The organism is Arthrobacter sp. Z1-9 (assembly GCF_054792695.1).
On record NZ_CP096456.1, the window covers coordinates 442641 to 466832 of the forward strand.

Here is a 24192-nt window from a genome sequence, read left to right on the forward strand (position 1 = left end):
GATGGATGACAACGCTGACTGAAACCTCAGTCGCCGGCAACGATGACCGGCGAGAGAACGAAAACGACAACGTAAACCAGAAGTTCATGGTGGCCCTGGACGTGGACGGCACCCTGGTGGACCACGACGGGCACATGTCCCCGGCCGTCCGCGAAGCGGCCCAGGCAGTAGTGGCCGCCGGGCACGAGGTCATGATTGCCACCGGCCGGTCGCTCAACGCCATGCTCCCCATCATTGAGAACATCGGGATAGAGCGCGGCTACGCGGTGTGCTGCAACGGCGGCGTGACGCTGCGGCTCCACCCGGGGCTTGAAAAAGGATACGAGGTCATCCACAAGGCCACCTTTGATCCGGCTCCTGCCCTCCGTGCGCTCCGCGAGCGGCTCCCGTCAGCCAAGTACGCGCTGGAAGATGAGGACGGAAACTTCCTTTCCACCGAACGCTTCCAGGACCCAAGCTTCGGCGTCGAGGCCGTCGGCGTGGACTTCCACACCATGCTCGAAGCCACAGCCGTGCGCGTGGTGGTGTTCAGCACCGAAAATACACCGGAAGAGTTCAACGAGGCGATCGAGCACGTCGGCCTTGCCGGAGTCACCTACTCGGTGGGCTGGACGGCCTGGCTGGATATCGCCGCTGCCGGCGTCACGAAGGCCAGTGCCCTGGAAAACCTGCGGGACCGCCTCGGCATCGAACCGCACCTGACGGTGGCCGTCGGAGACGGGCGCAACGACATCGAGATGCTCAGCTGGGCCGGACGGGGCGTGGCGATGGGCCAGGCCCCGGAAGAAGTGATTGCCGCCGCCGACGAGGTCACCCATTCCGTGTTCGACGACGGCGCCGCCCACGTTCTGCGCAGCCTCCTCTAGCTGCCGGCGGGCTTACGGTGCTTCCGGTTGAGCTGGCGGCTTGGGCCGCCTGCGCGGTACTGGCTGGCCTGGCCGTTTTCCAGGCAGCCCTGATGAGCGGTGCTCCCCTTGGCAGGTTCGCGTGGGGTGGTCAGCACAGAGTGCTGCCTGCCGGGCTGCGGGTGGGCAGCGGGGTGTCCATCGTCCTGTACCTCGCCTTCGGCTATGTCGCCCTTGCCAAAGCGGGAATCGCGCCGTTCCCGGCTAACGAGGGTGTTACGTCGGTGGCCGCCTGGGTGCTGACAGGGTATTTCGCGCTAGGTGTGCTGATGAACGCCATATCGAGGAGTAAGCCGGAGCGCGCGGTGATGACACCGGTGGCGCTGGTCCTCGCCGTCGCTTACCTGGTTCTTGCCGTCAGCTGATCCTGTCAGCCGATCCCGGCGGTTGGATGGCGTGCGGCGTCGGGGTGGGCCGCCGTCGGGCAGAATGGAAAGCATGACCCTTACGACGTTCGCCCTCATCCGCCATGGCCAGACTGACTGGAACGCCGAACGCCGGCTGCAGGGATCCACGGACATTCCCTTGAACGACGTCGGCCGGGCCCAGGCGCGTGACGCCGTCGCTGTACTGTCCGCATACGAATGGGACGCCATTGTGTCCTCGCCGCTGAGCCGTGCTGCCGAAACCGCAGACCTGATCGCCGCCGGGCTGGGGCTCACCGAGGTCCGCCGCGTGCCGGAGCTTATCGAGCGCAGCTTTGGGCCCGCCGAGGGCATGCAGGCTGGGCCGGAACTGGACGCACTGCGAATCCCCGGGGGCTTCCGGGGCGCTGAAAGCGAAGACGAGGCAGCAGACCGGGGACTGGCTGCCCTGGAGGCGCTGGCCGACGAGTTCCGCGGCCGCCGGCTTCTCGTCGTCGCACATGGGACGCTGCTCCGCGTGAGCCTCAGCCGGGCCGTGGGAACCACCTTGAAGAGCATCGACAACGCGGTACTGAACCTTGCGCACCACCACGCGATCGACGGATGGCAGCTCGAATACTTCAACGGCGAGCCGGTGATGGCAGCCAGCCAGAGCTGATTGCAGCCGGTTTTAGCTGCCCTGGCTTTCAACGAAAAGGCCGGCTAGCGCACCTCGAGGATCAGTCCCAGCAGCCGGGCCGCCGCGGGACGGGCTGCATGCTCCTCGTTCCACTGCGCCCGGGCCACCGCTTTGCTGACCGCCTGCGTGGTGATGCCCAGTTCCTGGGCCACGGCCTTCTGCTGCCCGCGGACTCCGGGGGTCAGCAGGTCAAGGACCCGCCATTCGGCTTCTGAACGGTCCCGGACGATATGGCCCAGGAGCCGAAGCACAGCCTCCGCATCCCGGGCGACATCGGCCAAGGGCCCCTCCACGGCAACCGGAATCCGCTCCTTGCTGTTCCGCAGCCGGTCAACAGCGCGCCGGGCGTACACCAGTCCGTGGCCGGAGGCGTCCTTGATCTGGTTGGGCAAAGGCTCGTTGACAGGCCCAACACCGATTCCCACGTACCAGGAACCGGAGCGCAGCGCGATCAACGCCGCCTCCACGGCCTGATGCGGGCAGTCCACGATGCCTTGGACCTCGTCCTCCACCGACCGGTCAAAATCCAGGCGCGCAGGAATGTGCCGCAGGTTCTTGAGCAACTGCGGCACCCGGTCGCCATCGCGCCGGCTGTCGGTCTGGTTGATTGTCAGCGTGAACATTTGAAGCAAAGACTACCCGTTGGTAGCAGAGTGCAGGCAAGCGGGGTTGCCTCGCCCGGACCCATCTGATGCGATGGACTCTTGGCTGCTTTTGGCGGCGAACGCGACGTGAGGATGGCTATGACCGGCAGCATGGGGCAGGACGAACTCGAACTTGTGGACCGCTGGTGGCGCGCCGCCAACTACCTTTCGGTGGGCCAGATCTACCTCCGCTCCAACCCCTTGCTGCGCGAACCGCTGAAGGCCGAGCACACGAAGTCTCGGCTGCTGGGCCACTGGGGCACCACACCGGGCCTGAACTTTGTGTACGCCCACCTGAACCGCCTGATCCGCCGCGACGCCGCCGAGATGCTCTTTGTGGCAGGTCCCGGCCATGGCGGCCCCGCCGTCGTCGCCAACGCCTGGCTGGAAGGGACCTACTCCGAAATCTACGGCCACGTGGGCAACGACGCGGACGGCATGGCCGAGCTCTTCCGCCAGTTTTCCTATCCGGGCGGCATTCCCAGCCACGCCGCTCCGGAAAGCCCCGGCTCCATCAGCGAGGGTGGCGAACTCGGGTACTCCCTCGCCCATGCCTACGGCTCCGTACTGGACAATCCCCAGCTGGTGACCGCCGTCGTGATTGGCGACGGCGAAGCCGAGACCGGGCCCCTTGCCGCAAGCTGGCATTCGCACAACTTCCTGGACCCGGCCACGGACGGCGCCGTGCTGCCCATCCTGCACCTGAACGGGTACAAAATCGCCAACCCCACCATCCTGGCGCGCATGCCCGAAGCGCAGCTGGAGCAGCTCCTGCGGGGCTACGGCCACGAGCCGCACTTCGTCACCGTGAAGGACCCTGACAACACGGAGCAGGCGCACCGTGACTTCGCCGAAGCGCTGGAAAGCTGCATGGCCGGCATCCGTGCCATCCAGGACTCCAGGCGTGCGCCTCAGCCAGGCACGGATGAAGCGGACAGTGGCGCGCCCCGCTGGCCCATGATCGTGCTGCGCTCGCCGAAAGGCTGGACCGGGCCCCGTGAAGTGGATGGGCTGCAGGTTGAAGGGACGTGGCGGAGCCACCAGGTGCCGCTCTCCGAGGTACGCACCAACGAAGACCACCTGCGGCTGCTGGAGCAGTGGCTGCAGTCGTACCGCCCCGAGGAACTGTTCGACGGCGACGGGCGGCTCCGGCCCGACGTCGCCGAGGGCGCGCCCACCGGGGAGTTCCGGATGAGCGCCACGCCCCACGCCAACGGGGGCCTGCTCCGCCGGGCGCTGAAGCTGCCGGAATACCGGGACCACGCCGTGGAAGTTGTCCGGGCGGGCAGCGAGCGGGTCAGTCCCATGGCCACGCTGGGCTCCTGGATGAGGGACGTCATTGGGCTGAACATGGAAACGTTCCGGCTGTTCGGCCCGGACGAGACAGCGTCCAACCGGCTCCAGAACGTCTATGAAGTCACGGACAAGGTGTGGCAGTACCGGATTGACGACGTCGATGAGCACCTTGCGCGCTCCGGCAGGGTGATGGAGGTGCTGAGCGAACACCTGTGCCAGGGCTGGCTGGAGGGATACCTCCTGACCGGCCGGCACGGCGTCTTCAGCTGCTATGAGGCCTTCATCCATATTGTTGACTCGATGTTCAACCAGCACGCCAAGTGGCTGAAGGTGCACCGCACGTTGCCGTGGCGCCAGCCGGTGGCGTCGCTGAACTACCTGCTGTCCTCGCACGTGTGGCAGCAGGACCACAACGGGTTCTCACACCAGGACCCTGGCTTCATCGACCACGCCGTGAACAAGAAGGCAGAGGTCATCCGGGTGTACCTGCCGCCGGATGCGAACACGCTGCTATCTGTGATGGAGCACTGCCTGGCATCCACGGACTACGTGAACATCGTGGTCAGCGGAAAGCAGCCGTCTCCCACGTGGCTGGGCCCGGCCGACGCGGCAACCCACTGCCGGCGGGGGCTGGGAATCTGGGAGTTCGCCGGCTCCGAAGTCCCCGGCGAGGAGCCCGACGTCGTCCTGGCCTGCGCCGGCGATGTCCCCACCGTGGAGACAGTTGCCGCGGCGGAGCTGCTCCGGCTGGGTGCTCCGGGGCTGAAGGTCCGGGTCGTGAACGTGGTTGACCTGATGCGGCTCCAGGACGAGGGTGAGCACCCGCACGGGCTCCCGGCACGCGATTTCGACGGAATCTTCACCGCTGACAAGCCCATTATTTTCGCGTACCACGGCTATCCGGCGCTGATCCACCGCCTGGCCTACCGCCGCAGCAACCAGGAGGGCCTCCACGTGCGCGGCTACAAGGAGGAGGGCACCACTACCACGCCGTTCGACATGGCCATGCTGAACGGCATCGACCGCTTCCAGCTGGCCATCGACGCCATCGACCGGGTGCCCGGCCTTGCCGAGAAGCACTCGCTGCTGCGGCAGGAGCTCCAGGACCGCAGAATCCGCGCCCGCGAGCACACCCGCACCCACGGGGAGGATCCGGAGGAAATCCGGAACTGGCAGCTCGGCTAGCCCCGCGCCCGGATAACCACGCCCGAAAGGACTATCCCCATGCCATGGCTTGATGTACTCGGCAACGACATCCACTACACCGACTCAGGCAGCGGCCAGCCGGTTGTGCTGCTGCATGGGCATGCTTCGGCGGCGGCCTGCTGGGAACCGATTATTGCTGACCTGGAGCAGGACTTCCGGGTCCTTGCCTACGACACCTACGATCACGGCTGGTCATCGAACTCACCGCGCCAGGGACCGCTCGTTGACCGGGTTTCGGAGTTGGAGCACTTCATCAGCTCGCTCGGCCTGGAGAATCCCCTCATCGTGGGGCAGTCCATGGGAGGTATGACAGCGCTTCGTTGGGCTGTCCGCCACCCAGGCGATGCCGCCGCCCTGGTGGTGTGCGGGATGGGTTGGCCGCTGGTGGTGCCGCCCCCGGGCCAGCTCGGCCAGCCGGAGAAGTTTGAGGTGTTCAGCTCACTGGACGCTGATGAACGGATCTGGCTGGGAGTTGGGAACTCCTTCACGGAGCGGTGGATTGAGGAGAACCCACGCGATTACGCCCGTTACATTCGTGTCCGTTCAACTGCGACGGCCATTGAAGCAGCCCGCCACCCGCGCAGCCTCGAACAGAGCCAAGGGGAGTTCCTCAGCGCCGACCCGTTGGACGTGGATTGGTTCCAGCAGGGACTCGAATCAATAACCAGCCCACTGGTGGTGATGATCGGGGACGGGGAAAGGCCGCGCATCCGCCGCGGGGCCGAGTACGTCGCAGCGACAGTGCCCGGCGCCCGTCTGCTGATTGTTGAGGACGCCGGCCACAACGCCTACTTCCAGCGCCAGGACATCCTGGTGGGAGCCATCCGAAACACCGCAGGCGCCGCCTGAATCCTGCTTTGAGTTTGGCCCGGTTATGCAGCCCTCTCCGGTCCGGAAGTCCGCATGCGTGGACTGGAACCCCTGGTCAGGCGGCGTGGTACGTTATCGCCCCGGGAATCCCGCCCTTTTCGCCAAGTCCGTCGCCCCGGGCGAAAGCCGCCCAGAGGCTTCGCAGTTCCCGGCCCACTACGTTTACGTCCTCCCAGCGGGCACCGGCGATCAGCCCCACGCCGTCCCAGGTTTTGCGGTTGCCGAGAAGCAGGGGCAGGTCAATGGTGTGGGCAGCACCGAAAATGTTTCCCGGTGCATGCCAGTGCAGGATGTAGCGGTGCGCCTTTCCGCCTGCCCGGGCATGGCGCCGCGCGAACTTCCGTGCCGCCCGGCCGTAGACGGTTTCGGTTACCACCCAATCAATGGCCCGGACCGCGGCGGTCCCGGCCACCGGAACCTTGGCGAGCCGGCTGAGGTAGGGGCTGCGCGGCAGGAACAGCCTGGCCTCCTCCGAGGTATGACCGATCAGCACCTCAATACCCGGAGCGGCGCGATCCCAGGCGGCCTCTATCGCGGCTTCCTCCGGCAGCGGTTCGTGCCCGTACTGGGTACCGAAAGGCATGGCGGCCAGCATGCCGAACTTTCGGGCCACTTGGGTTACATGGTCCTCCCGCTCCACCACTTCCATCGCCGGCGTTTCCTCGGTGACGGCTTCGGCAGCGATACCCATTGCGTGGTTCATTTTGTCCCGGCCACGGGATATGCCCAACGGTGCACTCTGGATGATGGCCCGCTGGAACAGCGACGGCGCCTCGGGAGTGGCCATGAGGTGGGCGATGGCGTCTCCGCCGGCCGACTGGCCGAAGGCAGTCACACAGCCCGGGTCACCGCCGAAGGCTGCAATGTTCCGCTGCACCCAGCGGAACGCCTCGAGTTGGTCCAGCAGCCCCAGGTTGCCCGGCCGGCCCGAGCGGGTGGCGAGGAAGCCGAACAGCCCCAGGCGGTAAGTCACCGAGACCACCACCACCCGGTTCTCGGCCACCAGCACCGCGGGGTCGAAGATGGCGAGGTCGCCGGATCCGGTGGTGTAGGAACCGCCATGGATCCAGACCATCACGGGCAGCCTCTCGCCAGGGCCAAGATCGGCGGGCATAGTGATGGAGAGGTTCTGGCAGTCCTCGCTGCCCGGAAGTTCGCCGTAACGGGTGCCCAGGACGTCGTCCAGGAACGGCACCGGCCCCTGCGGACAGGCAGGAGCGGGGGAGGTTGCGGACAACGGTTCGTCCCAGTCAGGCGCCGGAACGGGAGGCTGGAAACGCCCGGCCCTGGCGTAGGGGATGCCGGTGGCCCGGACGACGTCGCCGTCCCGCCAGCCGGCAAGCGGCCCGCAGGGCGGGTTGAAGATTGGTGCAGCGTTCACGGACCAACAGTTTCACATTTTGCTGGTGTGTTTCTGACAGCCAAGGGGGCGCCGTACCGTTGAGCGCTCCGTCCGGCCCCTGTTAAACGACGACGGCGGGTGCCCGGCTCTCGCGAGCCGGGCACCCGCCGTCGGAGGCTGGGCCTGTGGCTGGGCCCACGCCGTCGGGTTCCCTGACCGAGCGAAGCGAGGTAGGGGAGACGGCTGGCGTCAGTGGCCGGTGGGCACGTAACGCTTGATGGAGGCTTCCAGCTCGGCTTCAGCGGCGGCGCGGTCGCCCCAGCCTTCGGCCTTGACCCACTTGCCCGGCTCCAGGTCCTTGTAGCGGGTGAAGAAGTGCTCGATTTCCTTGATCAGGAAGTCGTTGACGTCGCTGACTTCCTGGATGTGGTCGAAGCGGGCATCCACGGGGACGCAGAGGATCTTGGCGTCTCCGCCGCCGTCGTCGGTCATGTTGAAAACGCCGATGGGGCGGGACTCAACGATGACGCCGGGGTGCAGGTCGAAGTCCTGCAGGAGCACCAGTGCATCCAACGGGTCGCCGTCCTCGCCGAGCGTGTTTTCGAAGTATCCGTAGTGCGTGGGGTACTGCATGGAGGTGAAGAGGACGCGGTCCAGGCGGACGCGGCCGGTCTCGTGGTCAACTTCGTACTTGACGCGCGATCCCTTGGGGATCTCGATGGTCACGTCATGCTTCATGGAATGCTCCTCGGCAATTGCAGGGGGTTTGCGGCACACTTGACGGCTCACCAAAAGGAGTGTCCGTGCCGCCGACTACTATTGAGGATATAGCGAGAGGCCCTGGAATCAGGAACTTGTGGGGATATTTCAGGACTTGAGGACCAGCACCAGCATGACCAAACCAACTGCCGCGGGACCATGGCTTGACCGTGTCCGCCACAGTGTCCGGGCCGGGTTCACCGGCCTGTGGGGGTCCTGGCCGTCGGTTGTGCTGACCGCCCTGCTGGTGGTTCTCGCGGTCCCCGCGGCCCTGCTGGTTGCCCCGGGTTTCCTGGGACCCGAACCGCCTGCCCCCGCGCCGCCGGTGCCGCCATGGCAGCAGGCTCCCGCCACACTCGCGCCTGATCAGGGACTTGCCCCGCTTGATGACTCGGCTGCTGTTCCCCTGGCGTCCGCCGTCACCGCCCAACTGGAACCCCTGTTGCAGACCGAGGGCGGCGGAACGTTCACGGGATTGGTGCAGGATGCGCTCACTGGCCAGGTCCTTTTCGACCGCGGGGGTTCCGAGAGCAGGGTGCCGGCGTCCAACCTGAAGCTGCTGACCGCGGTGGCGGCTTTGCGCTCGCTCGGCCCTGAGCACCGCTTCACCACCAAGGTGCTGGCCGGCCCGGCCGCCGGGCAGGTGGTGCTGGTGGGGGGCGGCGACGTCCTCCTCGGGCCGGGGGAATCGAACGGGGACCAGGTGATGGGCCATGCCGGACTGGCTACGCTGGCTGCCCAAACGGTCCAGGCGCTTTCAGCAGCGGGCGCCGCAGGGGAGATCAAGGTCCTCGTGGACGATTCCCTCTTCACCGGCCCTGCGCTGAACCCGGCGTGGGAGAGCGGGGACGTGGCCGCCGGGGAAGTGGCCCCCCTGTATCCGCTGGCTCTGAATTCCGGCCGTTTCGATCCAGCCGTCACCACTGGCCCCCGACCGCAGGACTCGGCGATTACCGTTGCCGGGGAATTCGCGGCCCGGCTGCGGGCGGCGGGTGCGGCCGCGGGACTGAGTGTGGCAGCCGCCGTCGAACGGTCCCCGCAGCCGGCGCCAACAGCGGGTGAACCGGCCGAAGGCGCAGGCGGCGGGCCCGCCGTCCTGGCCGGGGTGCAGTCGGCAACGGTGGCGCAGCAGGTGGACCACATGCTGCAGGAATCGGACAACTACCTCGCGGAAGCACTGGGACGGTTGGCGGCAGTAGCGGCGGGCCAGCCAGGCAGCAACGACGGTGCCACGGCTGCCGTCCTGTCCCAGCTGGCCGACGCCGGAATTCCGGTGGACGCGATGAAACTTGTGGACGTGTGCGGGCTGGCCATGGGCAACCAGGTCTCAGCCCGCCAGTTCGCCGAGGTGGTGCGTGCCATTACCTTGGGCAGTGACAGCAGGCTCCGCGCGGCGCTGGACGGCTTTCCGGTAGCCGGCGTCACCGGAACCCTGGACACCCGTTACGGCGACGATTCAACAGCCCGGGGCGCAGGCCTGGTCCGGGCCAAGACCGGCACCCTGAACTCGGTGCTTGCGCTCAGCGGCTACGTGGTTGACGCCGACGGCCGGCTCCTGGTCTTCTCCTTCATCGGCAACGGGCTCACGCCGGGCGCCGCGGGCAACAGGGCGGCTTTGGACCGGGCCGCGACGGCGCTCGCGGCCTGCGGCTGCCGCTAGCACTGCCGCCGCGACACGGGATGCGGCGGGGATGAACCTTGCGCGGCCTTTCCCCGCGCAAGCGGTCCCGGCCGGCACCGCTTATGCGGTCCCCGGCCGTCAGTGCTGGGCTGACAGCGGATGGTCGGGCAGGTTCGCCGGTGAGCGAACTTAAGGACTATCCCCAGCCTGCTGTGTTCTGATGGGAGCTATGGAGTCCACTGCACGCGAGTCGTCAGCCCAAACGTTGTCCAGCCAGGCCTCGGCCCTGATCAATTGGGATCTCGCCGCCTCCACCGCGGCGCGGCTGGCTCCTGCCGGTCCGGTCCTGAACCAGGCCGATATCGGCGACGCCGTGGAAAGCCTGCGCCGGCTTGCCGACGCCTCCGTTGAACACGTGCACGAGATCACGGGGCTGGAAGCTGCAAGGGACCTCCGGGACTCGAACGTACTGGTGGTGGACCGTGCCTCGTGGGCAAAGGCCAACACCCAAAGCTTCGCGGTGATGCTGAAGCCGGCCATGGAGAAGATGCTCGAAAGCCGGCGCGGAAACCTGAGCCCGGCCGCGGCCAGCGTCAGCGGTGCCATCACCGGCAGCCAGTTGGGCGCTGTTTTGGCCTTCCTGTCCAGCAAGGTCCTGGGCCAGTACGATCCGTTTGCCGCCCTGGCCGAAAGTTCCACCGCGCCCACAGGAGGGCGCCTGCTCCTGGTAGCGCCGAATATCGTGTCCGTGGAGCGTGAACTGAACGTCGCCCCCGAGGATTTCCGCCTGTGGGTTTGCCTGCACGAGCAGACACACCGGGTGCAGTTCGCTGCCGCCCCCTGGCTGCGGCACCACATGCTGGAGCAGATCGACGAGCTCAGCGTCCACCTGCTGGGCAACGTTGACACCCTGATGGAGCGTGCCACCGCAGCTGCCCGCTCGCTGAAGGACCGCACCGGCAACGGAAACACCCCCGGCCGCGGCGCCATCCTGGACCTCCTGCAGGACCCGGAGGAAAAGGCCGCCATCTCGCACCTGACCGCCGTGATGAGCCTCCTCGAGGGCCACGCCAACGTGGTGATGGACGCCGTGGACGCCAGCATCGTGCCGTCCGTGAAGACCATCCGGCAGCGGTTCAACGACCGCGGCAAGGACCGCGGCGTGATCGAAAAATTCATCCGCAGCCTCCTCGGCCTGGACGCGAAGATGCGCCAGTACTCCGACGGCGCCCGTTTCGTCCGCGCCGTCGTGGACGTCGCTGGAATGGAAGGCTTCAACAGGGTCTGGGAGTCGGCGGACCACCTGCCCACGGAACCTGAAATCCACGACGCCAAGCTGTGGCTTGAGCGGATGGGACTCTGATTGCCCGAAGCCGGCCTGCCTGACGTGCCCCCGCCGACGGCATCTGTCCCTCCTTCCGCCCATCGCAGCGGCCGACGGCGGCCCGGAAGGCTGTCGCCCGTCGTTGGCACTGCGCGGAAAATGCTCCAGGACGCCCTGGCCCAGGCCGGGTATCCACAGCACGTCGTCGTGGCCTGCAGCGGCGGCCCGGACTCCCTTGCCCTGGCATCGGTGGCCGCCTACTTCGCCCGCCGCGGGCACGTTGACGGCCATCCCATCACCGTGGGCGCTGTGGTGGTGGACCACCAGCTGCAGGAGGGTTCGGCGCAGGTGGCCTCGGAAACAGCCCGCGTGCTGCAGGAACTGGGTCTCGCCCCCGTGGAAGTCCGGACCGTGACAGTGGCCCGGGAAGGCCTCGGGCCCGAAGCCGCCGCGCGGGAGGCCCGGCATGCAGCGCTTGCAGCGGCCGCCGGAAGCCAGGGCGCAGACGCCATCCTGTTGGGGCACACCCTGGACGACCAGGCTGAACAGGTGTTACTGGGCCTGGCCCGGGGATCGGGCACCCGTTCGCTGGCAGGCATGAGGCCTGCGCGCGGCATGCTGCTGCGGCCGTTCCTGGGGCTTCGCCGGGCGGACACAGAGGAAATCTGCGCCGTCGAGGAACTGCAGGCCTGGCACGATCCCAGCAACACGGACCCCGCCTACGCCCGGTCACGCACCCGGGTGGAAGTGCTGCCCCATCTCGAGGAAAAACTGGGCCCAGGCGTCGCGGAATCCCTCGCCCGGACAGCATCCATCCTGCAGCTGGACGCCGACTATCTGGAGGATGTGGCGGAAGCCACCTTCACGTCGCTGGTGGAGCGAAACGGCAAGGAATTGAGCCTCCCGGAGGACGCGTTGCGTGCCTTGGCCCCGGCCATCAGGTTCCGCGTGATCGCCAAGGCTGCTGCCGACGTCGGCGGGCAGCAGCCCAGCTACCAGCGCCTTCTGGCGGCGGAAGCGCTGCTGCGGCGGCAGGGCTCTGCAGGCCCCGTTGAGCTGCCGGGGGGAGTGAGCGTGTTCAGGTTGTCGCTCGCGCAGCTGGAAGGTGTCCCGGCGGCGGATGGGCGTGCCGCCGGGGATAACGGCGCCCCCGTTCCCCGCGGAGGCGCACGCTGTGGGAAGCTAGTACTCCGGCCTCAAAAACGGCCCGCAAAATAGTCGCACCCCGCATCTACACAGGAGCCATTGGTGGATTCAAACGACGTCCAGGCAGACCTCAAGCACGTTCTCTACACCAAGGAGCAGATCCAGCAGCGGATCACCGAACTCGCCGCGCAGATCGACAAGGATTACGAGGGCCGCGAGATCCTCATTGTGGGCGTCCTCAAGGGTGCAGTCATGGTCATGGCCGACCTCGCCCGCGCACTTCACAGCCACATTTCCATGGACTGGATGGCTGTTTCCTCGTACGGCTCCGGTACCCAGTCCTCCGGCGTCGTCCGCATCCTGAAGGACCTGGACACGGACCTGATGGGCAAGGACGTACTAATCGTCGAGGACATCATCGACTCCGGGCTCACGCTGTCCTGGCTGAAGACCAACCTCGAATCGCGCGGCACGGCTTCCGTGGAGATCTGCACGGCCTTCCGCAAGCCCACCGCCGCCAAGGTGGAAATCGACGTCAAGTACGTGGGCTACGACATCCCCAATGAGTTCGTGGTGGGCTACGGCTTGGACTACGCCGAGAAGTACCGCAACCTCGACTTCGTGGGAACCCTCGCGCCGCACGTTTACGAGTAGGATCCGCTCCACGCACCTTGCGCAACAACGCTGGCATCAAGGACGTGGCCCTGGCCGCCGGAGTGTCTGTCACCACCGTCTCCCATGTCCTGAACGATGTTTCCTCCGCGCGGATCAGCCCGGAAACGCGGAACAAGGTCCGGTCCGCCGCCGCGCAGCTGGGCTACGGACCCAACCGGCTGGCGCAGGCCCTCCGGAGCAGGCGCACCGGTGTACTCGGACTGGTCCACGAGGACATTGCCACTGCGCCGTATGCCGGGCGGATCATTTCGGGCGCCGTTGATGCTTCCCGGTCCCGCGGCTACACCCTGATGGTCAGCAACACCTCCGGGACGGCGGGTCCCCGGTCCCGCGAAGCGGACGTTGAGGCGCTCCTCGAACGGCAGGTTGACGGCATCCTTTATGCCACCAGGAACCACCGGACCGTGGATGCGCCGGCCAACCTGGGCAAGGTTCCGGTTGTCCTCGTGGATGCCGTCAGCGCCGGCGGAGTGCTCCCCTCGGTGATGCCGGACCAGTATGGCGGCGCCCGCACCGCCGTTGAAACCTTTCTTGCCGCCGGGCACACCCGCATCGGTTTCATCAGCTGCACGGCGGACGCACCTTCAGAACGCGAGCGGCTTCGCGGGTTCCGGGAAGCGCTCGGCAGCGCCGGGCTCGACGGCGGGGCAGCGCCGGTGGAGGCAGGCTCCTGCGATGCAGCGGGAGGCTACGACGCTGTGCGCAGAATACTCGACTGCGACAACCCGCCGTCGGCCCTCTTCTGCTGCAATGACCCCATGGCGATGGGCGCCTACCGTGCAGCCGCGGACCTTGGCTGGTCCATCCCCGGAGACCTCTCTGTTATTGGCTTTGGCGACCAGGAGCTGATCGCAGCCAACCTCCACCCCGCTCTGACCTCCGTGGCCCTGCCCCACTATGAGATGGGTGCGTGGGCGGCGGAACGTCTGATCGCAACCGTGGAAGGGACACCGGGCCAGGACCTGGGAGTCCCGGAACCGGTCCTCCTTGACTGCCCGCTGGTGAGCCGCGGCTCGGTGGCCGCGCCCCGGATCCAGGCCTAGGGAGGCCCCTCGGCGCCAGTGGCGGCGGCCGCTACGCCCAGAGGGAACTTTTGCCCTGCACTATGCGTGATCTACTCCGGACGGTGTATAGCTAGAAGCTGACGCAGCACCATCACGCGCGCAGACTACTCGCCGTGCAGCACTACCAGGAGGGACGGGGCCAGCCCCCGAACACAGATGAAAGCTAAGAACTTCTTCAAAGGCCCGGGCATCTGGATCGTTGTCGTGATCGGCATGCTCCTGGTGGCTTTTGCAACGCTGGCTCCCGGCGGTGCCGCGCGGATTGATACTGACAAGGGCCTCGAACTGCTTGCCGGCAACAACGTTGAGCAGGCAAAGATTTTCGATGGTGAAAACCGCGTTGACCTGGTGCTTAAGGAAAACTACCAGCAGGACGGGCAGGACAAGGGCAAGAGCGTCCAGTTCTTCTTCGTTGACGCCCGCGCCCAGGACGTTGTCCGGGCTGTCACCGCTTCCGCCCCCAGCGGCGGCTACACGGACCAGCCGATCGAAAGCAACTGGTTCTCCGGCCTGCTCTCCCTCCTCATCCCGGTTATCCTCCTGGGCGCGCTGTTCTGGTTCCTGATGACCCGCATGCAGGGCGGCGGCTCGAAGATCATGCAGTTCGGCAAGTCCAAGGCCAAGATGGTCAGCAAGGACATGCCGCAGGTGACGTTCGCCGACGTGGCAGGCTCCGACGAGGCCGTGGAAGAACTCCAGGAGATCAAGGAATTCCTCCAGGAACCGGCCAAGTTCCAGGCTGTTGGCGCCAAAATCCCCAAGGGCGTGCTGCTGTACGGCCCTCCTGGCACCGGTAAAACCCTCCTTGCCCGCGCTGTAGCAGGCGAAGCCGGCGTTCCCTTCTTCTCCATCTCCGGCTCGGACTTTGTGGAAATGTTCGTTGGTGTGGGCGCCTCCCGTGTCCGCGACCTCTTTGAGCAGGCCAAGACCAACTCGCCCGCCATCATCTTCGTGGACGAGATCGACGCCGTTGGCCGCCACCGCGGTGCGGGCATCGGCGGCGGCAACGATGAACGCGAGCAGACCCTCAACCAGCTGCTGGTCGAAATGGACGGCTTCGACGTCAAAACCAACGTCATCCTGATCGCTGCCACCAACCGTCCCGACGTGCTGGACCCCGCGCTGCTGCGTCCGGGCCGCTTTGACCGCCAGATCGGTGTGGATGCGCCGGACCTGATCGGCCGTGACCAGATCCTGCAGGTTCACGCGAAGGGCAAGCCCATGGCGCCCGGGGTGGACCTCAAGGCCGTGGCAAAGAAGACGCCCGGCTACACCGGCGCGGACCTGGCCAACGTGCTCAACGAGGCCGCCCTCCTCACCGCCCGTTCCAACGCCAACCTCATTGATGACCGCGCTCTGGACGAGGCAATTGACCGCGTCATGGCAGGCCCGCAGAAGCGCAGCCGCGTGATGAAGGAACACGAGCGCAAGATCACCGCATACCACGAAGGCGGCCACGCCCTGGTGGCAGCCGCGCTGCGGAACTCCGCGCCGGTCACCAAGATCACCATCCTTCCCCGCGGCCGTGCGCTCGGCTACACGATGGTGGTCCCCGAGAACGACAAGTACTCCGTGACCCGCAACGAGCTGCTGGACCAGATGGCCTACGCCATGGGCGGCCGGGTCGCCGAGGAAATCGTCTTCCACGATCCCTCCACCGGCGCCTCCAATGACATCGAGAAAGCCACCGGCACCGCCCGCAAGATGGTTACCGAATACGGCATGAGCGAACGGGTCGGCGCCGTGCGCCTGGGCCAGGGCGGCGGCGAGCCGTTCCTGGGCCGCGACGCCGGGCACGAGCGCAACTACTCGGACCAGATCGCGTACGTGGTGGACGAGGAAGTACGCCGGCTGATTGACCAGGCCCATGACGAGGCCTACGCCATCCTCATCGAGAACAGGGACGTCCTGGACCGCCTGGCCCTCGAGCTGCTGGAACGCGAAACGCTGAACCAGGCCGAGATCGCCGACATCTTCCGCGACATCCGCAAGCGTGACTTCCGCGAGGTGTGGCTGTCCAAGGAAACCCGTCCGGTGCACACGGCCGGCCCGGTGGAATCACGCCAGGAAAAGGCGGAGCGCGAGGCCCAGGAGGAAGCCAAGCAGGCGCGGCTGGACGAGCCGCTGGACGCCCAGCCGCCGCATCCGCAGGGAGTCCCGGAGGACGCCCCGTTCCAGGGAGGCATCCCCGACTCGGGGCCTGACGCCCTTCGCGGCTAAGCTTCTACCGTGACCCACTTCGACGACGACGACGTTCCCGCCTCCGCCGTACACCTGGCGGAGGGCGGCGCCCACCACTCCAAACACCAGAAGGTGGACCGGCCCCGGATCGAGGCAGCGGTCCGTGAGATTCTCCTGGCCATCGGAGAGGACCCGGACCGCGCCGGCCTCGTGGACACCCCCAAGCGGGTGGGCAAGGCCTATGCCGAGATGTTTGCCGGGCTGCACCATGACCCGGCCGAAATCCTCGCCACCACCTTCGACCTTGATCATGAGGAGCTCGTCCTGGTCAAGGACATCCCGTTCTATTCCACCTGTGAGCACCATTTGGTGCCGTTCCACGGAGTGGCCCACGTAGGCTACATCCCCTCGCACGACGGCAAGGTGACCGGGCTGAGCAAGCTGGCCCGGCTGGTGGACATGTACGCCCGCCGCCCCCAGGTGCAGGAGCGCCTCACCACGGAAATCGTCGAAGCGATGGTCAGCCACCTCAAGCCCCGCGGCGCGATCGTCGTCGTTGAATGCGAACACATGTGCATGTCCATGCGCGGTATCCGCAAGCCCGGAGCAAAGACCGTCACCAGTGCGGTCCGCGGGCAGCTTCATGACCCGGCCACCCGTGCCGAAGCCATGAGCCTCATCCTCGGAAGGTAACCATCAGACCATGGATTCACTAGCTGCAGCGCCGGGAACCGGCCCCGCAACCTCGCCGCTGCCCATCCTGCGCAAACCGCGGCCGGTGGCCCGGTTTGAAGACCTGCCCACTGACCGGACCCTCGTAATGGGCATCGTCAACGTCACCCCGGACTCCTTCAGCGACGGCGGCGAACACGCGACGGCGGATACCGCCATAGCAGCAGGCCTGCGGATGTTCTACGCCGGCGCGGACATCATCGACGTCGGCGGGGAATCCACGCGTCCCGGCGCGGAGGACGTCAGCCCCGAAGAAGAACAGCAGCGCGTGATCCCCGTGATCGAGGCGCTGGTGAAAGCCGGTGCCCTTGTGAGCATCGACACCGTCCGCGCGTCCACGGCTGCCGCCGCCCTTGAAGCCGGCGCCGCCATCATCAACGACGTCTCCGGCCTCAGCATGGAACCGGAGATGGCCGAGCTCGCGGCGTCCTCCAAGGCCCCCTACATCCTTACCCACCGCCGCGGTGACGCCCGCACCATGAACTCCCTGGCAGAGTACAAGGACGTTGCCGGGGAAGTGGTGGCCGAACTGGCCGGAGTGCGGGACAAGCTCTACGCCGCCGGGGTCAGCCGGGAACAGATCATTATCGATCCCGGCCTGGGGTTTGCGAAGAATGACGCCCAGAACTGGGAGCTCCTGCAGAACCTGGACCAGCTGGAAAGCCTGGGCCACCGGATCCTCGTGGGGGCCTCCCGCAAGCGGTTCCTCGGCACCCTGCTGACGGTGGCCGGCAAGTCGGCTGCCCCGCAGGAGCGGGATGCCGCCACCGCGGCAATTACTGCCATCAGCGCCTACAGCGGTGCATGGGCCGTGCGCGTGCACGACGTCGGTCCCAGCCTGGACGCCGTCAAGGTTGCCGCGCGCATGGCCGCCCCAAGAACCAGCCAGTAGGCCCAGCCATGGACAGGATTACGCTGACCGGCGTCACCGCCGTCGGCCATCACGGCGTCTTTGATTTTGAACGCCGCGAGGGCCAGCCCTTTGTTGTGGACACGGTGCTTTATCTGGATTTCGCCAAGGCGGCGGCATCCGATGACGTCCGGGACACCGCGCACTACGGCGAGGTGGCCCAGCGTATTACCGAGTGGATATCGGGGGAGCCGCTGAACCTGATCGAGGCACTGGCTGTCCGGATCGCGGAAGGCCTGCTGGCCGAATTCGGGCTCCAGGCCGTGGACGTCACCGTGCACAAACCCCAGGCGCCCATCGAGGTGCCCTTCGGGGACGTGGCTGTCAGTGTCCACCGTGCCCGGAACAACGGGGAGCGGCCAGTTCAGGGGGAAAGAGTATGAACGCCGGTTATTCGAAAGTGGTCCTGGCCCTGGGCAGCAACCTGGGCGAACGCAACGAAACACTGACCGAGGCGGTGGCGGACCTCGTCGATCCGCCCGAGATCCGCCTCCTCGCCGTGTCACCCATAGTCCAGACCAAGGCCGTCGGCGGACCGCCCGGCCAGCCGGACTTCCTGAACATGGTCGTCACCGTGGAAACCAACCTCACGCCGCACGAGCTGCTGGAACACTGCCAGTCCGTGGAAAACAAGCACCACCGCGTGCGGGAGGTGCGCTGGGGGCCGCGCACGCTCGACGTCGATATCATCACCTACGGCGACCTCCGCAGCGATGATCCGGTCCTTACCCTGCCGCATCCCCGCGCCGCCACCCGGGCCTTCGTTCTTTACCCGTGGTCGCTCATTGAGCCGGCTGCCACCCTGGACGGCGAACGGATCAGCACCTTGGCTTCGCGGGCGGAGGATTTTGGCGACCTCGCCCCGTTCGACGGCTTCGGCGACTTTGACGGCCTGCCCACTGCGGGGGCGGTGGAGGAGCGATGAAACCCATCAATCCGCTGCGCCTCCTGCTCATCGGCTTCATCCTGGCCGTCGCCGGCTGGTCTGCCACTGTGGTGACTAGCCGTTACAGCATAGCCACGCCGGTCCTGCCGCTCACGGCACTGGCCACCATGGGCGTCATTGTTGCCATCACCCTGATCCTGGGCATCCGGGTCCTGAAGTGGCGCAACAGCAACAGGCCCAACAGCACGAAAAAGAAAAAGCTGCTCGACCCGCTCCTCGCAGCCCGCACGCTGGTACTGGCGCAGGCCTGCGCCTATGCCGGGACTGTCCTGCTCGGCTGGCACGTGGGGATCTTCCTGGACCAGCTGCGGATCTGGAGCCTGCGCAGCAACCAGGGCATCACCTGGCTGGCGCTGGCGATGGCCGGCGGCGGACTGGTGATGATCGTGGTGGGCTTGCTGGTCGAACGGTTCTGCAAGATCCCGCCGGAGGACAGCGACACCAACGGCGCCGACGGCAAACCTGGCCGTGCGGTCCGTGGAGAAGCCGCAGGGGAAGGCGAATATGCATACCGAGGCGATTGACCCGCCGGGCATCGTCTGGCAGCGGGTGTCACCCAAATACGTCACTGTCCGGCTGGTGCAGTGGGCGCTGGGGAACTTCATCACCGTGCTCGTCCTGTCCCTGCCCCTGGTGCTTGTCCTCCTGGACGCCTGGGCCTGGCCGCCGCTCTGGCTGGCCGTTACCGTCCCCTCTGTAGCGTTCGTCCTTGCCATCTGGCGGCTGGTGCTGATCCCACGCCAGGTGCGGGCCATCGGGTACGCCGAACGGGACGACGACCTGCTGGTCAGGACCGGCATCTTTTTCCAGCGCACCATGGCCGTCCCTTACGGCAGGATGCAGTACGTGGACATTGGCGTAGGGCCCGTGGAACGCGGACTTGGCCTGTGCACCCTCAAGCTGCACACCGCCTCGCCCGGAACGAATGCCCAGATTCCCGGGCTGCCCGCGGCGGAGGGCGCGCGGCTGCGTGAGCAGCTCGCTGCCCGCGGCGAAGCCAGGCTGGCAGGACTGTGACGGCAGAGGGGCCGTATCCGGAGGCTGGCGGTCCTGCCACAGCCCGGCCTTCCGAAAGCGCTGCGCCGAACCCTTTGCCCGGCGCCGCGGCCGACGGCGAGTGGCTGCGGGTGCACCCCGCCTCTCCCTTCGTGCGCGGCTGGGTGGCCCTTGCGGCCATCGGCTTCTTCGTCGGCCGGGACGTCTTTGAGCGCGCGCTGCAGGGCCGGCCCATCCTTGAGGATGAATTCGCCGGCCGGGCACCGTTCCTGCTGGCCGCGGGAGCAGTGATGCTGCTCATCGCGGTGCTGGGCTTTATCCTCACCTGGTACTTCACCAAGTACCAGGTGGCTGGCGGCTACGTCAGGGTCAACTCCGGCTTCATTTTCCGGCAGCAGCGCCAGGCGCGGCTGGACCGCGTCCAGGCCATCGATATCGTGCAGCCCCTGCTGGCCCGGATCTTCGGCCTGGCCGAGCTCAAGTTCGAGGTGGCCGACGCGGGGGAGTCCGCCGTCCGGCTGGCCTACCTGAAGATGGACGACGCCCGGCAGCTCCGGGCCACCATCCTGGCGCGGGCCGCCGGCGTGGCCGTGGATCCTTCCCGCCCGGAGGAGCCGGCACCCGAGGCGCCGGAATATCCGGTACTGGCCGTGCCGCCGTCGCGCCTTGTCGGTTCCCTGCTGCTCAGCGAGCAGAGCGTCTTTGTGGTGCTGGGCGCTGCGGCGTCCGTCATTCTGACGTCCGTCACAGGCAATGCAGCCTTCTACTTCTACCTGATCCCCGCTGCCCTCGGCCTGGCGGCCAGCTACTGGGGGTTGTTCAACAAGGGGTACAACTTCACCGCTGCCATCTCGCCAGATGGTATCCGGCTGCGCTACGGACTGCTGGATACCCAGGCCCAGACACTTCCGCCCGGCCGGATCCAGGCTTTGAAAGTTGTCCAGCCGCCGCTTTGGCGGGCGCTTGGCTGGTACCGGATCTCGGTCAACGTCGCCGGCTACGGCATCATCGAAAGCGCCGGCGAGGGCTCGGCACGCACCACGCTCCTGCCGGTGGGCAGGCTCGACGACGTGATGTCGATCCTCGCGCTGGTGCTGCCGGACCCCGGCACGCCGCAGCCCGCGGCCGTGTTCGGTGCCGGGCTCCACGGGCTGGATGCCGACGGCGGATTCGTCACCACTCCGCGCCGGGCCCGCCTCCTGGCGCCGCTGGGATGGCGGCGGAACGGGTTCACGGCCACGGACACCGCACTGCTGATCCGCTCAGGCCGCTGGTGGCGGGAACTTGTGGTGGTACCGCACCAGCGGACCCAGTCCATGGCATTGCACCAGGGCCCGCTGGCGCGCCGGTTCCGGGTAGCTGACCTGGTGCTGCACACCACTGCGGGCCCGGTCATCCCGCGCCTTCGCCAGGCGGCAGTGGAGCAGGCCTTGGCGCTCTTCGACGAACAGTCGGCCCGTGCCCGGTTGGCCCGGAAGCGGCAAACCACTGAACAGTGGCTTCGGCAGGTAGCCCCGGTGGTTGAGCCCGCCCAAACCCGCCCCGCCGACACCCCCGTCCCAACACAGGAAGGCCAGCAGCATGGCTAAACCCGGACGCCTCGGCGTCGGAATCGTGGGCGCCGGAAAGGTTGGCGCCGTGCTGGGCGCCGCCCTGCGCGCGGCCGAACACGCCGTCGTCGGAGTCTCAGCGGTTTCTGACGCAAGCCGTGAACGGGCCGCGACGCTGCTGCCCGGCGTGCCCGTCCTGGAAGTCCAGGAAATCGTCGAGCGTGCCGAGCTGGTGCTGCTGGCAGTACCCGACGACGCCCTGCCGGGCCTGGTGGACGGCCTCGCGAAACTGGGTGCGTGGCAGCCGGGCCAACTGGTCGCCCACACGTCCGGCCGCTTTGGGGTGGGGGTGCTCCATCCGGTGCGCGCTGCGGGGGCCGTCCCGCTGGCCCTGCATCCGGCGATGACCTTTACCGGGATGAGCCTTGACCTGACCCGCCTGCTGGACTGCACCTTCGGCGTCACCGCGGATGCGGCCATGCTGCCCATCGCGCAGGCGCTGGTAGTGGAGATGGGCGCGGAGCCGGTGGCCATCGCCGAGGCGGACAGGACGCTGTACCACGCCGCTCTGGCGCATAGTTCCAACCATCTCGTCACCCTTGTGGCGCAGGCTTCCGAACTGCTCAGTGAGGTGGGAGTGGAGGCCCCCGAGCGGATGCTGGGTCCGCTGTTGCGGGCAACGCTGGAAAACGCGCTGGCCTCCGGGGAGTCCGCCCTTACCGGACCCGTTGCCCGCGGCGACACGGGAACAGTCAAGGCGCACGCCGAGGCGTTGCGGGAGTTCGACGGCGGCGGGCAGGGGGACGTGCTGGCGGCGTACCTGGCGATGGCGCGCGCCACGGCCCTGCGCGCCGAGGGGCGCGGGCTGCTGAAACCTGACCAGCTGCGGGAGCTGCGCAAGGCCCTGGAACCGGAGGAAGACTAAAGATGCCCATCAAACTTGTCACTACTGTTGCTGACCTGCACGCCGGGAGCGCGCGGCTGCTGGCGTCCAAACATGGAACGTCCCAGGGCCTGGTGCCCACCATGGGCGCGCTGCACGAGGGGCACGCCGCCCTGGCCCGTACCGCCGTCGAACAAAACGACGTTGTGGTGGCCACCATCTTCGTCAACCCGCTGCAGTTCGGCGACGCCGTTGACCTGGACCGCTACCCCCGGACGCTTGACGCCGATCTTGCACTGCTCGAAGAGCAGGGTGTTGACCTCGTTTTTGCCCCATCGGTGGACGAGGTGTACCCGGGCGGTGCGCCGCTGGTACGCATCACATCGGGAGCGATTGGAGAGAAATGGGAGGGCGCTTCGCGGCCGGGCCACTTCGACGGCGCCCTGACGGTGGTGGCCAAGCTGCTGCACTACGGAACCCCGGGGGCAGGGCTGCCCGCGTCCGCCATGGAGGAGGGGGGCCTGCCCGCCTACCGCGCCTACTTCGGCCAGAAGGACGCCCAGCAGCTGGCACTGGTCCGGCGGATGGTCGCTGACCTGGACTTCCCGGTCGAAATTGTGGGAGTGCCGACTGTGCGTGCCGCGGACGGGCTGGCTCTTTCCAGCCGCAACCGCTTCCTGTCCGGGGAAGAGCGCGAGGCGGCGCTGGTGCTGTTCCGCGCACTGCGGCTGCTTGAGGAGCGGGCGAAGGCGCGGGAACCACTTGATCTCGAGTCAGTGCAGGCGATGGTGGAATCCCAGCCGCTGGTGGGTTTGGACTACTTCGACGTGGTTGACCCTGCCACCCTGGAACCGCTGGCCGAGAACTGCCGCGAGACGCCGTTCCGGGGCGAGGCCCTTGCGCTCATCGCGGCCAAGGTGGGGCCGGTGCGGTTGATCGACAATATGCCGCTCAGCTCCTAGCGACCGGGCGACGGGGCCGTCGGCCTGGAGGCTAGATGCCCGGGAGCTCCCGGTTCGCCATCAACTGTTCAAGGAGCGCGCGTTCCGGCCTGCCCGGATATCTGGCGACGCAGCGCCGGAGCCTGGCCCTGGCAAGCTCCTCGCCGGGTTCTTCCCTGCGCAGCACTTCGTCGATGATTTCCTGGGCCTGCCACCGCAGCGACTCGATGGCGAACTGGCGGATCTCGGCCGGCGTATCGCTGGCCATCCAGGCGTCCGGGTCCGACGGTACGCTCTGGAACATCCGCTCTGCTGACATAGGGGCCTCCTTGCACCAATCCGAAGTGGCCGGGGCCTCTGCGGCGTCGTAAGCACTGCGCTAAAAGAAACTTTACAGGGGGGCAGACCGGTCTGTCTTCCCCGGCGGCGGTAAACTGGAGATGTTATGGACGCAAAAGCGGAGCTGCCATCGACCGGGGCGGTGGACCGGGAATCTTCAGCCACGCCTTCCGCAGTGGCTCCTTCACCCATGGTCGCCGAAGCGCCCGTCCCGGAGACCGCGACCGCCAAATCCGTTGCCCGGATCATGTCCGTTGCCTACGAGCTTTTCTCGCGGCGCGGGGTCCGCGACGTTGGCGTTAATGAGCTGATTGAGCGGTCGGGGGTGGCGAAGGCGACCTTCTACCGTCACTTCCCGTCCAAGGACTTGCTGGTCCTGGCTTTCCTGGAACAGCGTGACAAGCAGTGGACCATGGATCTGATCCTGTCGGAGGCACTACGCCGGCACAGCACTCCCCGGGAGCAGCTGCTGGCGATTTTTGATGTGTTCGGGGAATGGTTCCAGCGCGAGGACTTCGAGGGCTGCTCCTTTGCCAAAGTCCTGCTGGAGATGGGCCCCGGCCATCCGCTGGGGCAGGCCAGCATCAGTTACCTGACAAAGATGCGCGGCCACATCCAGGCGGCGGCCGAAGAGGCGGGCCTGGTGCGCCCCGAGGAGTTCGCCTATTCATTATTGGTCCTGATGAAGGGCGCCATCCTGCAAGCCTTGGAGGGCGACCTACAAGCCGCCAAACGTGCGCAGCAGATGGCCGTCTGGCTGATCGAGCACCACAGCAGCTGACGGCCTGCCTCCGTGCCAGTCGCTGAGCACTCTTGCC

General features: G+C 67.0%; 25 protein-coding genes. 21 read left to right on the forward strand and 4 right to left on the reverse strand.

Annotated elements, in window-relative coordinates; genetic code table 11:
• The first annotated feature begins 5 nt into the window (after positions 1-5).
• From M1D93_RS02055 to M1D93_RS02065, 3 genes are all read left to right on the forward strand, one after another.
• Complete coding sequence (locus tag M1D93_RS02055) at positions 6-866, forward strand: HAD family hydrolase (RefSeq protein ID WP_461173551.1); 861 nt, start codon at positions 6-8, stop codon at positions 864-866.
• Positions 867-958: 92 nt separating this feature from the next.
• Entirely contained in the window at positions 959-1270 is a 312-nt protein-coding gene (locus M1D93_RS02060; protein ID WP_461173552.1) for a hypothetical protein, read from the forward strand.
• Positions 1271-1343: 73 nt separating this feature from the next.
• A complete protein-coding gene (locus M1D93_RS02065; RefSeq protein ID WP_461173553.1) occupies positions 1344-1928 on the forward strand; it encodes a histidine phosphatase family protein in 585 nt (194 codons plus the stop codon).
• A 44-nt stretch (positions 1929-1972) separates the two neighbouring features.
• Here M1D93_RS02065 and M1D93_RS02070 read toward each other — a convergent pair whose 3' ends face one another.
• On the reverse strand, positions 1973-2572 hold the full coding sequence (locus M1D93_RS02070) for a hypothetical protein (protein ID WP_461173554.1): 600 nt from the start codon (positions 2570-2572) through the stop codon (positions 1973-1975).
• Positions 2573-2692: 120 nt separating this feature from the next.
• Between M1D93_RS02070 and M1D93_RS02075 the strand changes: the two genes are divergently transcribed.
• Complete coding sequence (locus tag M1D93_RS02075; RefSeq protein ID WP_461173555.1) at positions 2693-5074, forward strand: phosphoketolase family protein; 2382 nt, start codon at positions 2693-2695, stop codon at positions 5072-5074.
• 39 nt (positions 5075-5113) lie between these two features.
• Positions 5114-5944 carry an alpha/beta fold hydrolase gene (locus M1D93_RS02080; protein ID WP_461173556.1) on the forward strand — a complete coding sequence of 277 codons (831 nt, stop codon included), beginning with the start codon at positions 5114-5116 and terminating at the stop codon, positions 5942-5944.
• 76 nt (positions 5945-6020) lie between these two features.
• Here the strand turns inward: M1D93_RS02080 and M1D93_RS02085 are convergent, their stop codons facing one another.
• Together M1D93_RS02085 and M1D93_RS02090 are read right to left on the reverse strand one after the other, a co-directional pair.
• Complete coding sequence (locus M1D93_RS02085) at positions 6021-7346, reverse strand: carboxylesterase family protein (protein WP_461173557.1); 1326 nt, start codon at positions 7344-7346, stop codon at positions 6021-6023.
• Between the two features lie 210 nt (positions 7347-7556).
• Positions 7557-8045: an inorganic diphosphatase gene (locus M1D93_RS02090; protein ID WP_079596875.1), complete on the reverse strand. Its 489-nt coding sequence runs from the start codon at positions 8043-8045 to the stop codon at positions 7557-7559.
• A 154-nt stretch (positions 8046-8199) separates the two neighbouring features.
• Between M1D93_RS02090 and dacB the strand changes: the two genes are divergently transcribed.
• The 15 genes from dacB (at position 8200) to panC (ending at position 23056) form a co-directional block, all read left to right on the forward strand.
• Positions 8200-9726, forward strand: a complete 1527-nt coding sequence (gene dacB / locus M1D93_RS02095; RefSeq protein ID WP_461173558.1) for a D-alanyl-D-alanine carboxypeptidase/D-alanyl-D-alanine endopeptidase — start codon at positions 8200-8202, stop codon at positions 9724-9726.
• 190 nt (positions 9727-9916) lie between these two features.
• Complete coding sequence (locus tag M1D93_RS02100) at positions 9917-11050, forward strand: zinc-dependent metalloprotease (RefSeq protein WP_461173559.1); 1134 nt, start codon at positions 9917-9919, stop codon at positions 11048-11050.
• Positions 11051-11170: 120 nt separating this feature from the next.
• Complete coding sequence (tilS, locus tag M1D93_RS02105) at positions 11171-12229, forward strand: tRNA lysidine(34) synthetase TilS (protein ID WP_461173560.1); 1059 nt, start codon at positions 11171-11173, stop codon at positions 12227-12229.
• Positions 12230-12259: 30 nt separating this feature from the next.
• Complete coding sequence (gene hpt / locus M1D93_RS02110) at positions 12260-12811, forward strand: hypoxanthine phosphoribosyltransferase (RefSeq protein WP_041651844.1); 552 nt, start codon at positions 12260-12262, stop codon at positions 12809-12811.
• A gap of 17 nt (positions 12812-12828) precedes the next feature.
• Positions 12829-13875, forward strand: a complete 1047-nt coding sequence (locus M1D93_RS02115) for a LacI family DNA-binding transcriptional regulator (RefSeq protein WP_461173561.1) — start codon at positions 12829-12831, stop codon at positions 13873-13875.
• A 177-nt stretch (positions 13876-14052) separates the two neighbouring features.
• On the forward strand, positions 14053-16116 hold the full coding sequence (ftsH, locus tag M1D93_RS02120; protein WP_461173562.1) for an ATP-dependent zinc metalloprotease FtsH: 2064 nt from the start codon (positions 14053-14055) through the stop codon (positions 16114-16116).
• Between the two features lie 9 nt (positions 16117-16125).
• The gene (gene folE / locus M1D93_RS02125) at positions 16126-16770 is read left to right on the forward strand and encodes a GTP cyclohydrolase I FolE (protein ID WP_163161284.1); all 645 of its coding nucleotides are present in this window, start codon (positions 16126-16128) and stop codon (positions 16768-16770) included.
• A gap of 10 nt (positions 16771-16780) precedes the next feature.
• Positions 16781-17701, forward strand: a complete 921-nt coding sequence (gene folP, locus M1D93_RS02130; RefSeq protein WP_461173563.1) for a dihydropteroate synthase — start codon at positions 16781-16783, stop codon at positions 17699-17701.
• An 8-nt stretch (positions 17702-17709) separates the two neighbouring features.
• Positions 17710-18102, forward strand: coding sequence for a dihydroneopterin aldolase (gene folB, locus M1D93_RS02135; protein WP_461173564.1), 393 nt, complete (start codon positions 17710-17712; stop codon positions 18100-18102).
• The gene (gene folK, locus M1D93_RS02140; protein WP_461173565.1) at positions 18099-18644 is read left to right on the forward strand and encodes a 2-amino-4-hydroxy-6-hydroxymethyldihydropteridine diphosphokinase; all 546 of its coding nucleotides are present in this window, start codon (positions 18099-18101) and stop codon (positions 18642-18644) included. The genes folB and folK overlap by 4 nt, the downstream gene beginning before the upstream one ends.
• Positions 18641-19189: a DUF3180 domain-containing protein gene (locus M1D93_RS02145; RefSeq protein WP_461173566.1), complete on the forward strand. Its 549-nt coding sequence runs from the start codon at positions 18641-18643 to the stop codon at positions 19187-19189. The genes folK and M1D93_RS02145 overlap by 4 nt, the downstream gene beginning before the upstream one ends.
• Complete coding sequence (locus M1D93_RS02150) at positions 19170-19682, forward strand: PH domain-containing protein (protein ID WP_461173567.1); 513 nt, start codon at positions 19170-19172, stop codon at positions 19680-19682. The genes M1D93_RS02145 and M1D93_RS02150 overlap by 20 nt, the downstream gene beginning before the upstream one ends.
• On the forward strand, positions 19679-21250 hold the full coding sequence (locus M1D93_RS02155) for a PH domain-containing protein (protein ID WP_461173568.1): 1572 nt from the start codon (positions 19679-19681) through the stop codon (positions 21248-21250). The genes M1D93_RS02150 and M1D93_RS02155 overlap by 4 nt, the downstream gene beginning before the upstream one ends.
• A complete protein-coding gene (locus M1D93_RS02160; RefSeq protein WP_461173569.1) occupies positions 21243-22136 on the forward strand; it encodes a Rossmann-like and DUF2520 domain-containing protein in 894 nt (297 codons plus the stop codon). Before M1D93_RS02155 ends, M1D93_RS02160 begins: the two co-directional genes overlap by 8 nt.
• Before the next feature lie 2 nt (positions 22137-22138).
• Positions 22139-23056: a pantoate--beta-alanine ligase gene (gene panC, locus M1D93_RS02165; RefSeq protein WP_461173570.1), complete on the forward strand. Its 918-nt coding sequence runs from the start codon at positions 22139-22141 to the stop codon at positions 23054-23056.
• Positions 23057-23087: 31 nt separating this feature from the next.
• Here panC and M1D93_RS02170 read toward each other — a convergent pair whose 3' ends face one another.
• Positions 23088-23354 (reverse strand): hypothetical protein, encoded by a 267-nt coding sequence (locus M1D93_RS02170; RefSeq protein ID WP_461173571.1) that lies wholly within the window; start codon positions 23352-23354, stop codon positions 23088-23090.
• Between the two features lie 210 nt (positions 23355-23564).
• Here M1D93_RS02170 and M1D93_RS02175 point away from each other — a divergent pair, with 210 nt between their 5' ends.
• Positions 23565-24155 (forward strand): TetR/AcrR family transcriptional regulator, encoded by a 591-nt coding sequence (locus tag M1D93_RS02175; protein ID WP_461175090.1) that lies wholly within the window; start codon positions 23565-23567, stop codon positions 24153-24155.
• Positions 24156-24192: the final 37 nt, after the last annotated feature.

Excerpts from the sequence above, each read along its gene's own strand:
- M1D93_RS02080 (WP_461173556.1), top strand. The coding sequence starts at position 5,114 with ATGCCATGGCTTGATGTACTCGGCAACGACATCCACTACACCGACTCA.
- M1D93_RS02150 (WP_461173567.1), top strand. The coding sequence starts at position 19,170 with ATGCATACCGAGGCGATTGACCCGCCGGGCATCGTCTGGCAGCGGGTG.
- tilS (WP_461173560.1), top strand. The coding sequence starts at position 11,171 with ATGCTCCAGGACGCCCTGGCCCAGGCCGGGTATCCACAGCACGTCGTC.
- dacB (WP_461173558.1), top strand. The coding sequence starts at position 8,200 with ATGACCAAACCAACTGCCGCGGGACCATGGCTTGACCGTGTCCGCCAC.
- M1D93_RS02065 (WP_461173553.1), top strand. The coding sequence starts at position 1,344 with ATGACCCTTACGACGTTCGCCCTCATCCGCCATGGCCAGACTGACTGG.
- M1D93_RS02160 (WP_461173569.1), top strand. The coding sequence starts at position 21,243 with ATGGCTAAACCCGGACGCCTCGGCGTCGGAATCGTGGGCGCCGGAAAG.
- M1D93_RS02075 (WP_461173555.1), top strand. The coding sequence starts at position 2,693 with ATGACCGGCAGCATGGGGCAGGACGAACTCGAACTTGTGGACCGCTGG.
- folB (WP_461173564.1), top strand. The coding sequence starts at position 17,710 with ATGGACAGGATTACGCTGACCGGCGTCACCGCCGTCGGCCATCACGGC.
- M1D93_RS02060 (WP_461173552.1), top strand. The coding sequence starts at position 959 with ATGAGCGGTGCTCCCCTTGGCAGGTTCGCGTGGGGTGGTCAGCACAGA.
- M1D93_RS02100 (WP_461173559.1), top strand. The coding sequence starts at position 9,917 with ATGGAGTCCACTGCACGCGAGTCGTCAGCCCAAACGTTGTCCAGCCAG.
- M1D93_RS02090 (WP_079596875.1), bottom strand. The coding sequence starts at position 8,045 with ATGAAGCATGACGTGACCATCGAGATCCCCAAGGGATCGCGCGTCAAG.
- M1D93_RS02175 (WP_461175090.1), top strand. The coding sequence starts at position 23,565 with ATGGTCGCCGAAGCGCCCGTCCCGGAGACCGCGACCGCCAAATCCGTT.
- folK (WP_461173565.1), top strand. The coding sequence starts at position 18,099 with ATGAACGCCGGTTATTCGAAAGTGGTCCTGGCCCTGGGCAGCAACCTG.
- M1D93_RS02055 (WP_461173551.1), top strand. The coding sequence starts at position 6 with ATGACAACGCTGACTGAAACCTCAGTCGCCGGCAACGATGACCGGCGA.
- folP (WP_461173563.1), top strand. The coding sequence starts at position 16,781 with ATGGATTCACTAGCTGCAGCGCCGGGAACCGGCCCCGCAACCTCGCCG.
- panC (WP_461173570.1), top strand. The coding sequence starts at position 22,139 with ATGCCCATCAAACTTGTCACTACTGTTGCTGACCTGCACGCCGGGAGC.
- M1D93_RS02145 (WP_461173566.1), top strand. The coding sequence starts at position 18,641 with ATGAAACCCATCAATCCGCTGCGCCTCCTGCTCATCGGCTTCATCCTG.
- M1D93_RS02170 (WP_461173571.1), bottom strand. The coding sequence starts at position 23,354 with ATGTCAGCAGAGCGGATGTTCCAGAGCGTACCGTCGGACCCGGACGCC.
- M1D93_RS02070 (WP_461173554.1), bottom strand. The coding sequence starts at position 2,572 with ATGTTCACGCTGACAATCAACCAGACCGACAGCCGGCGCGATGGCGAC.
- ftsH (WP_461173562.1), top strand. The coding sequence starts at position 14,053 with ATGAAAGCTAAGAACTTCTTCAAAGGCCCGGGCATCTGGATCGTTGTC.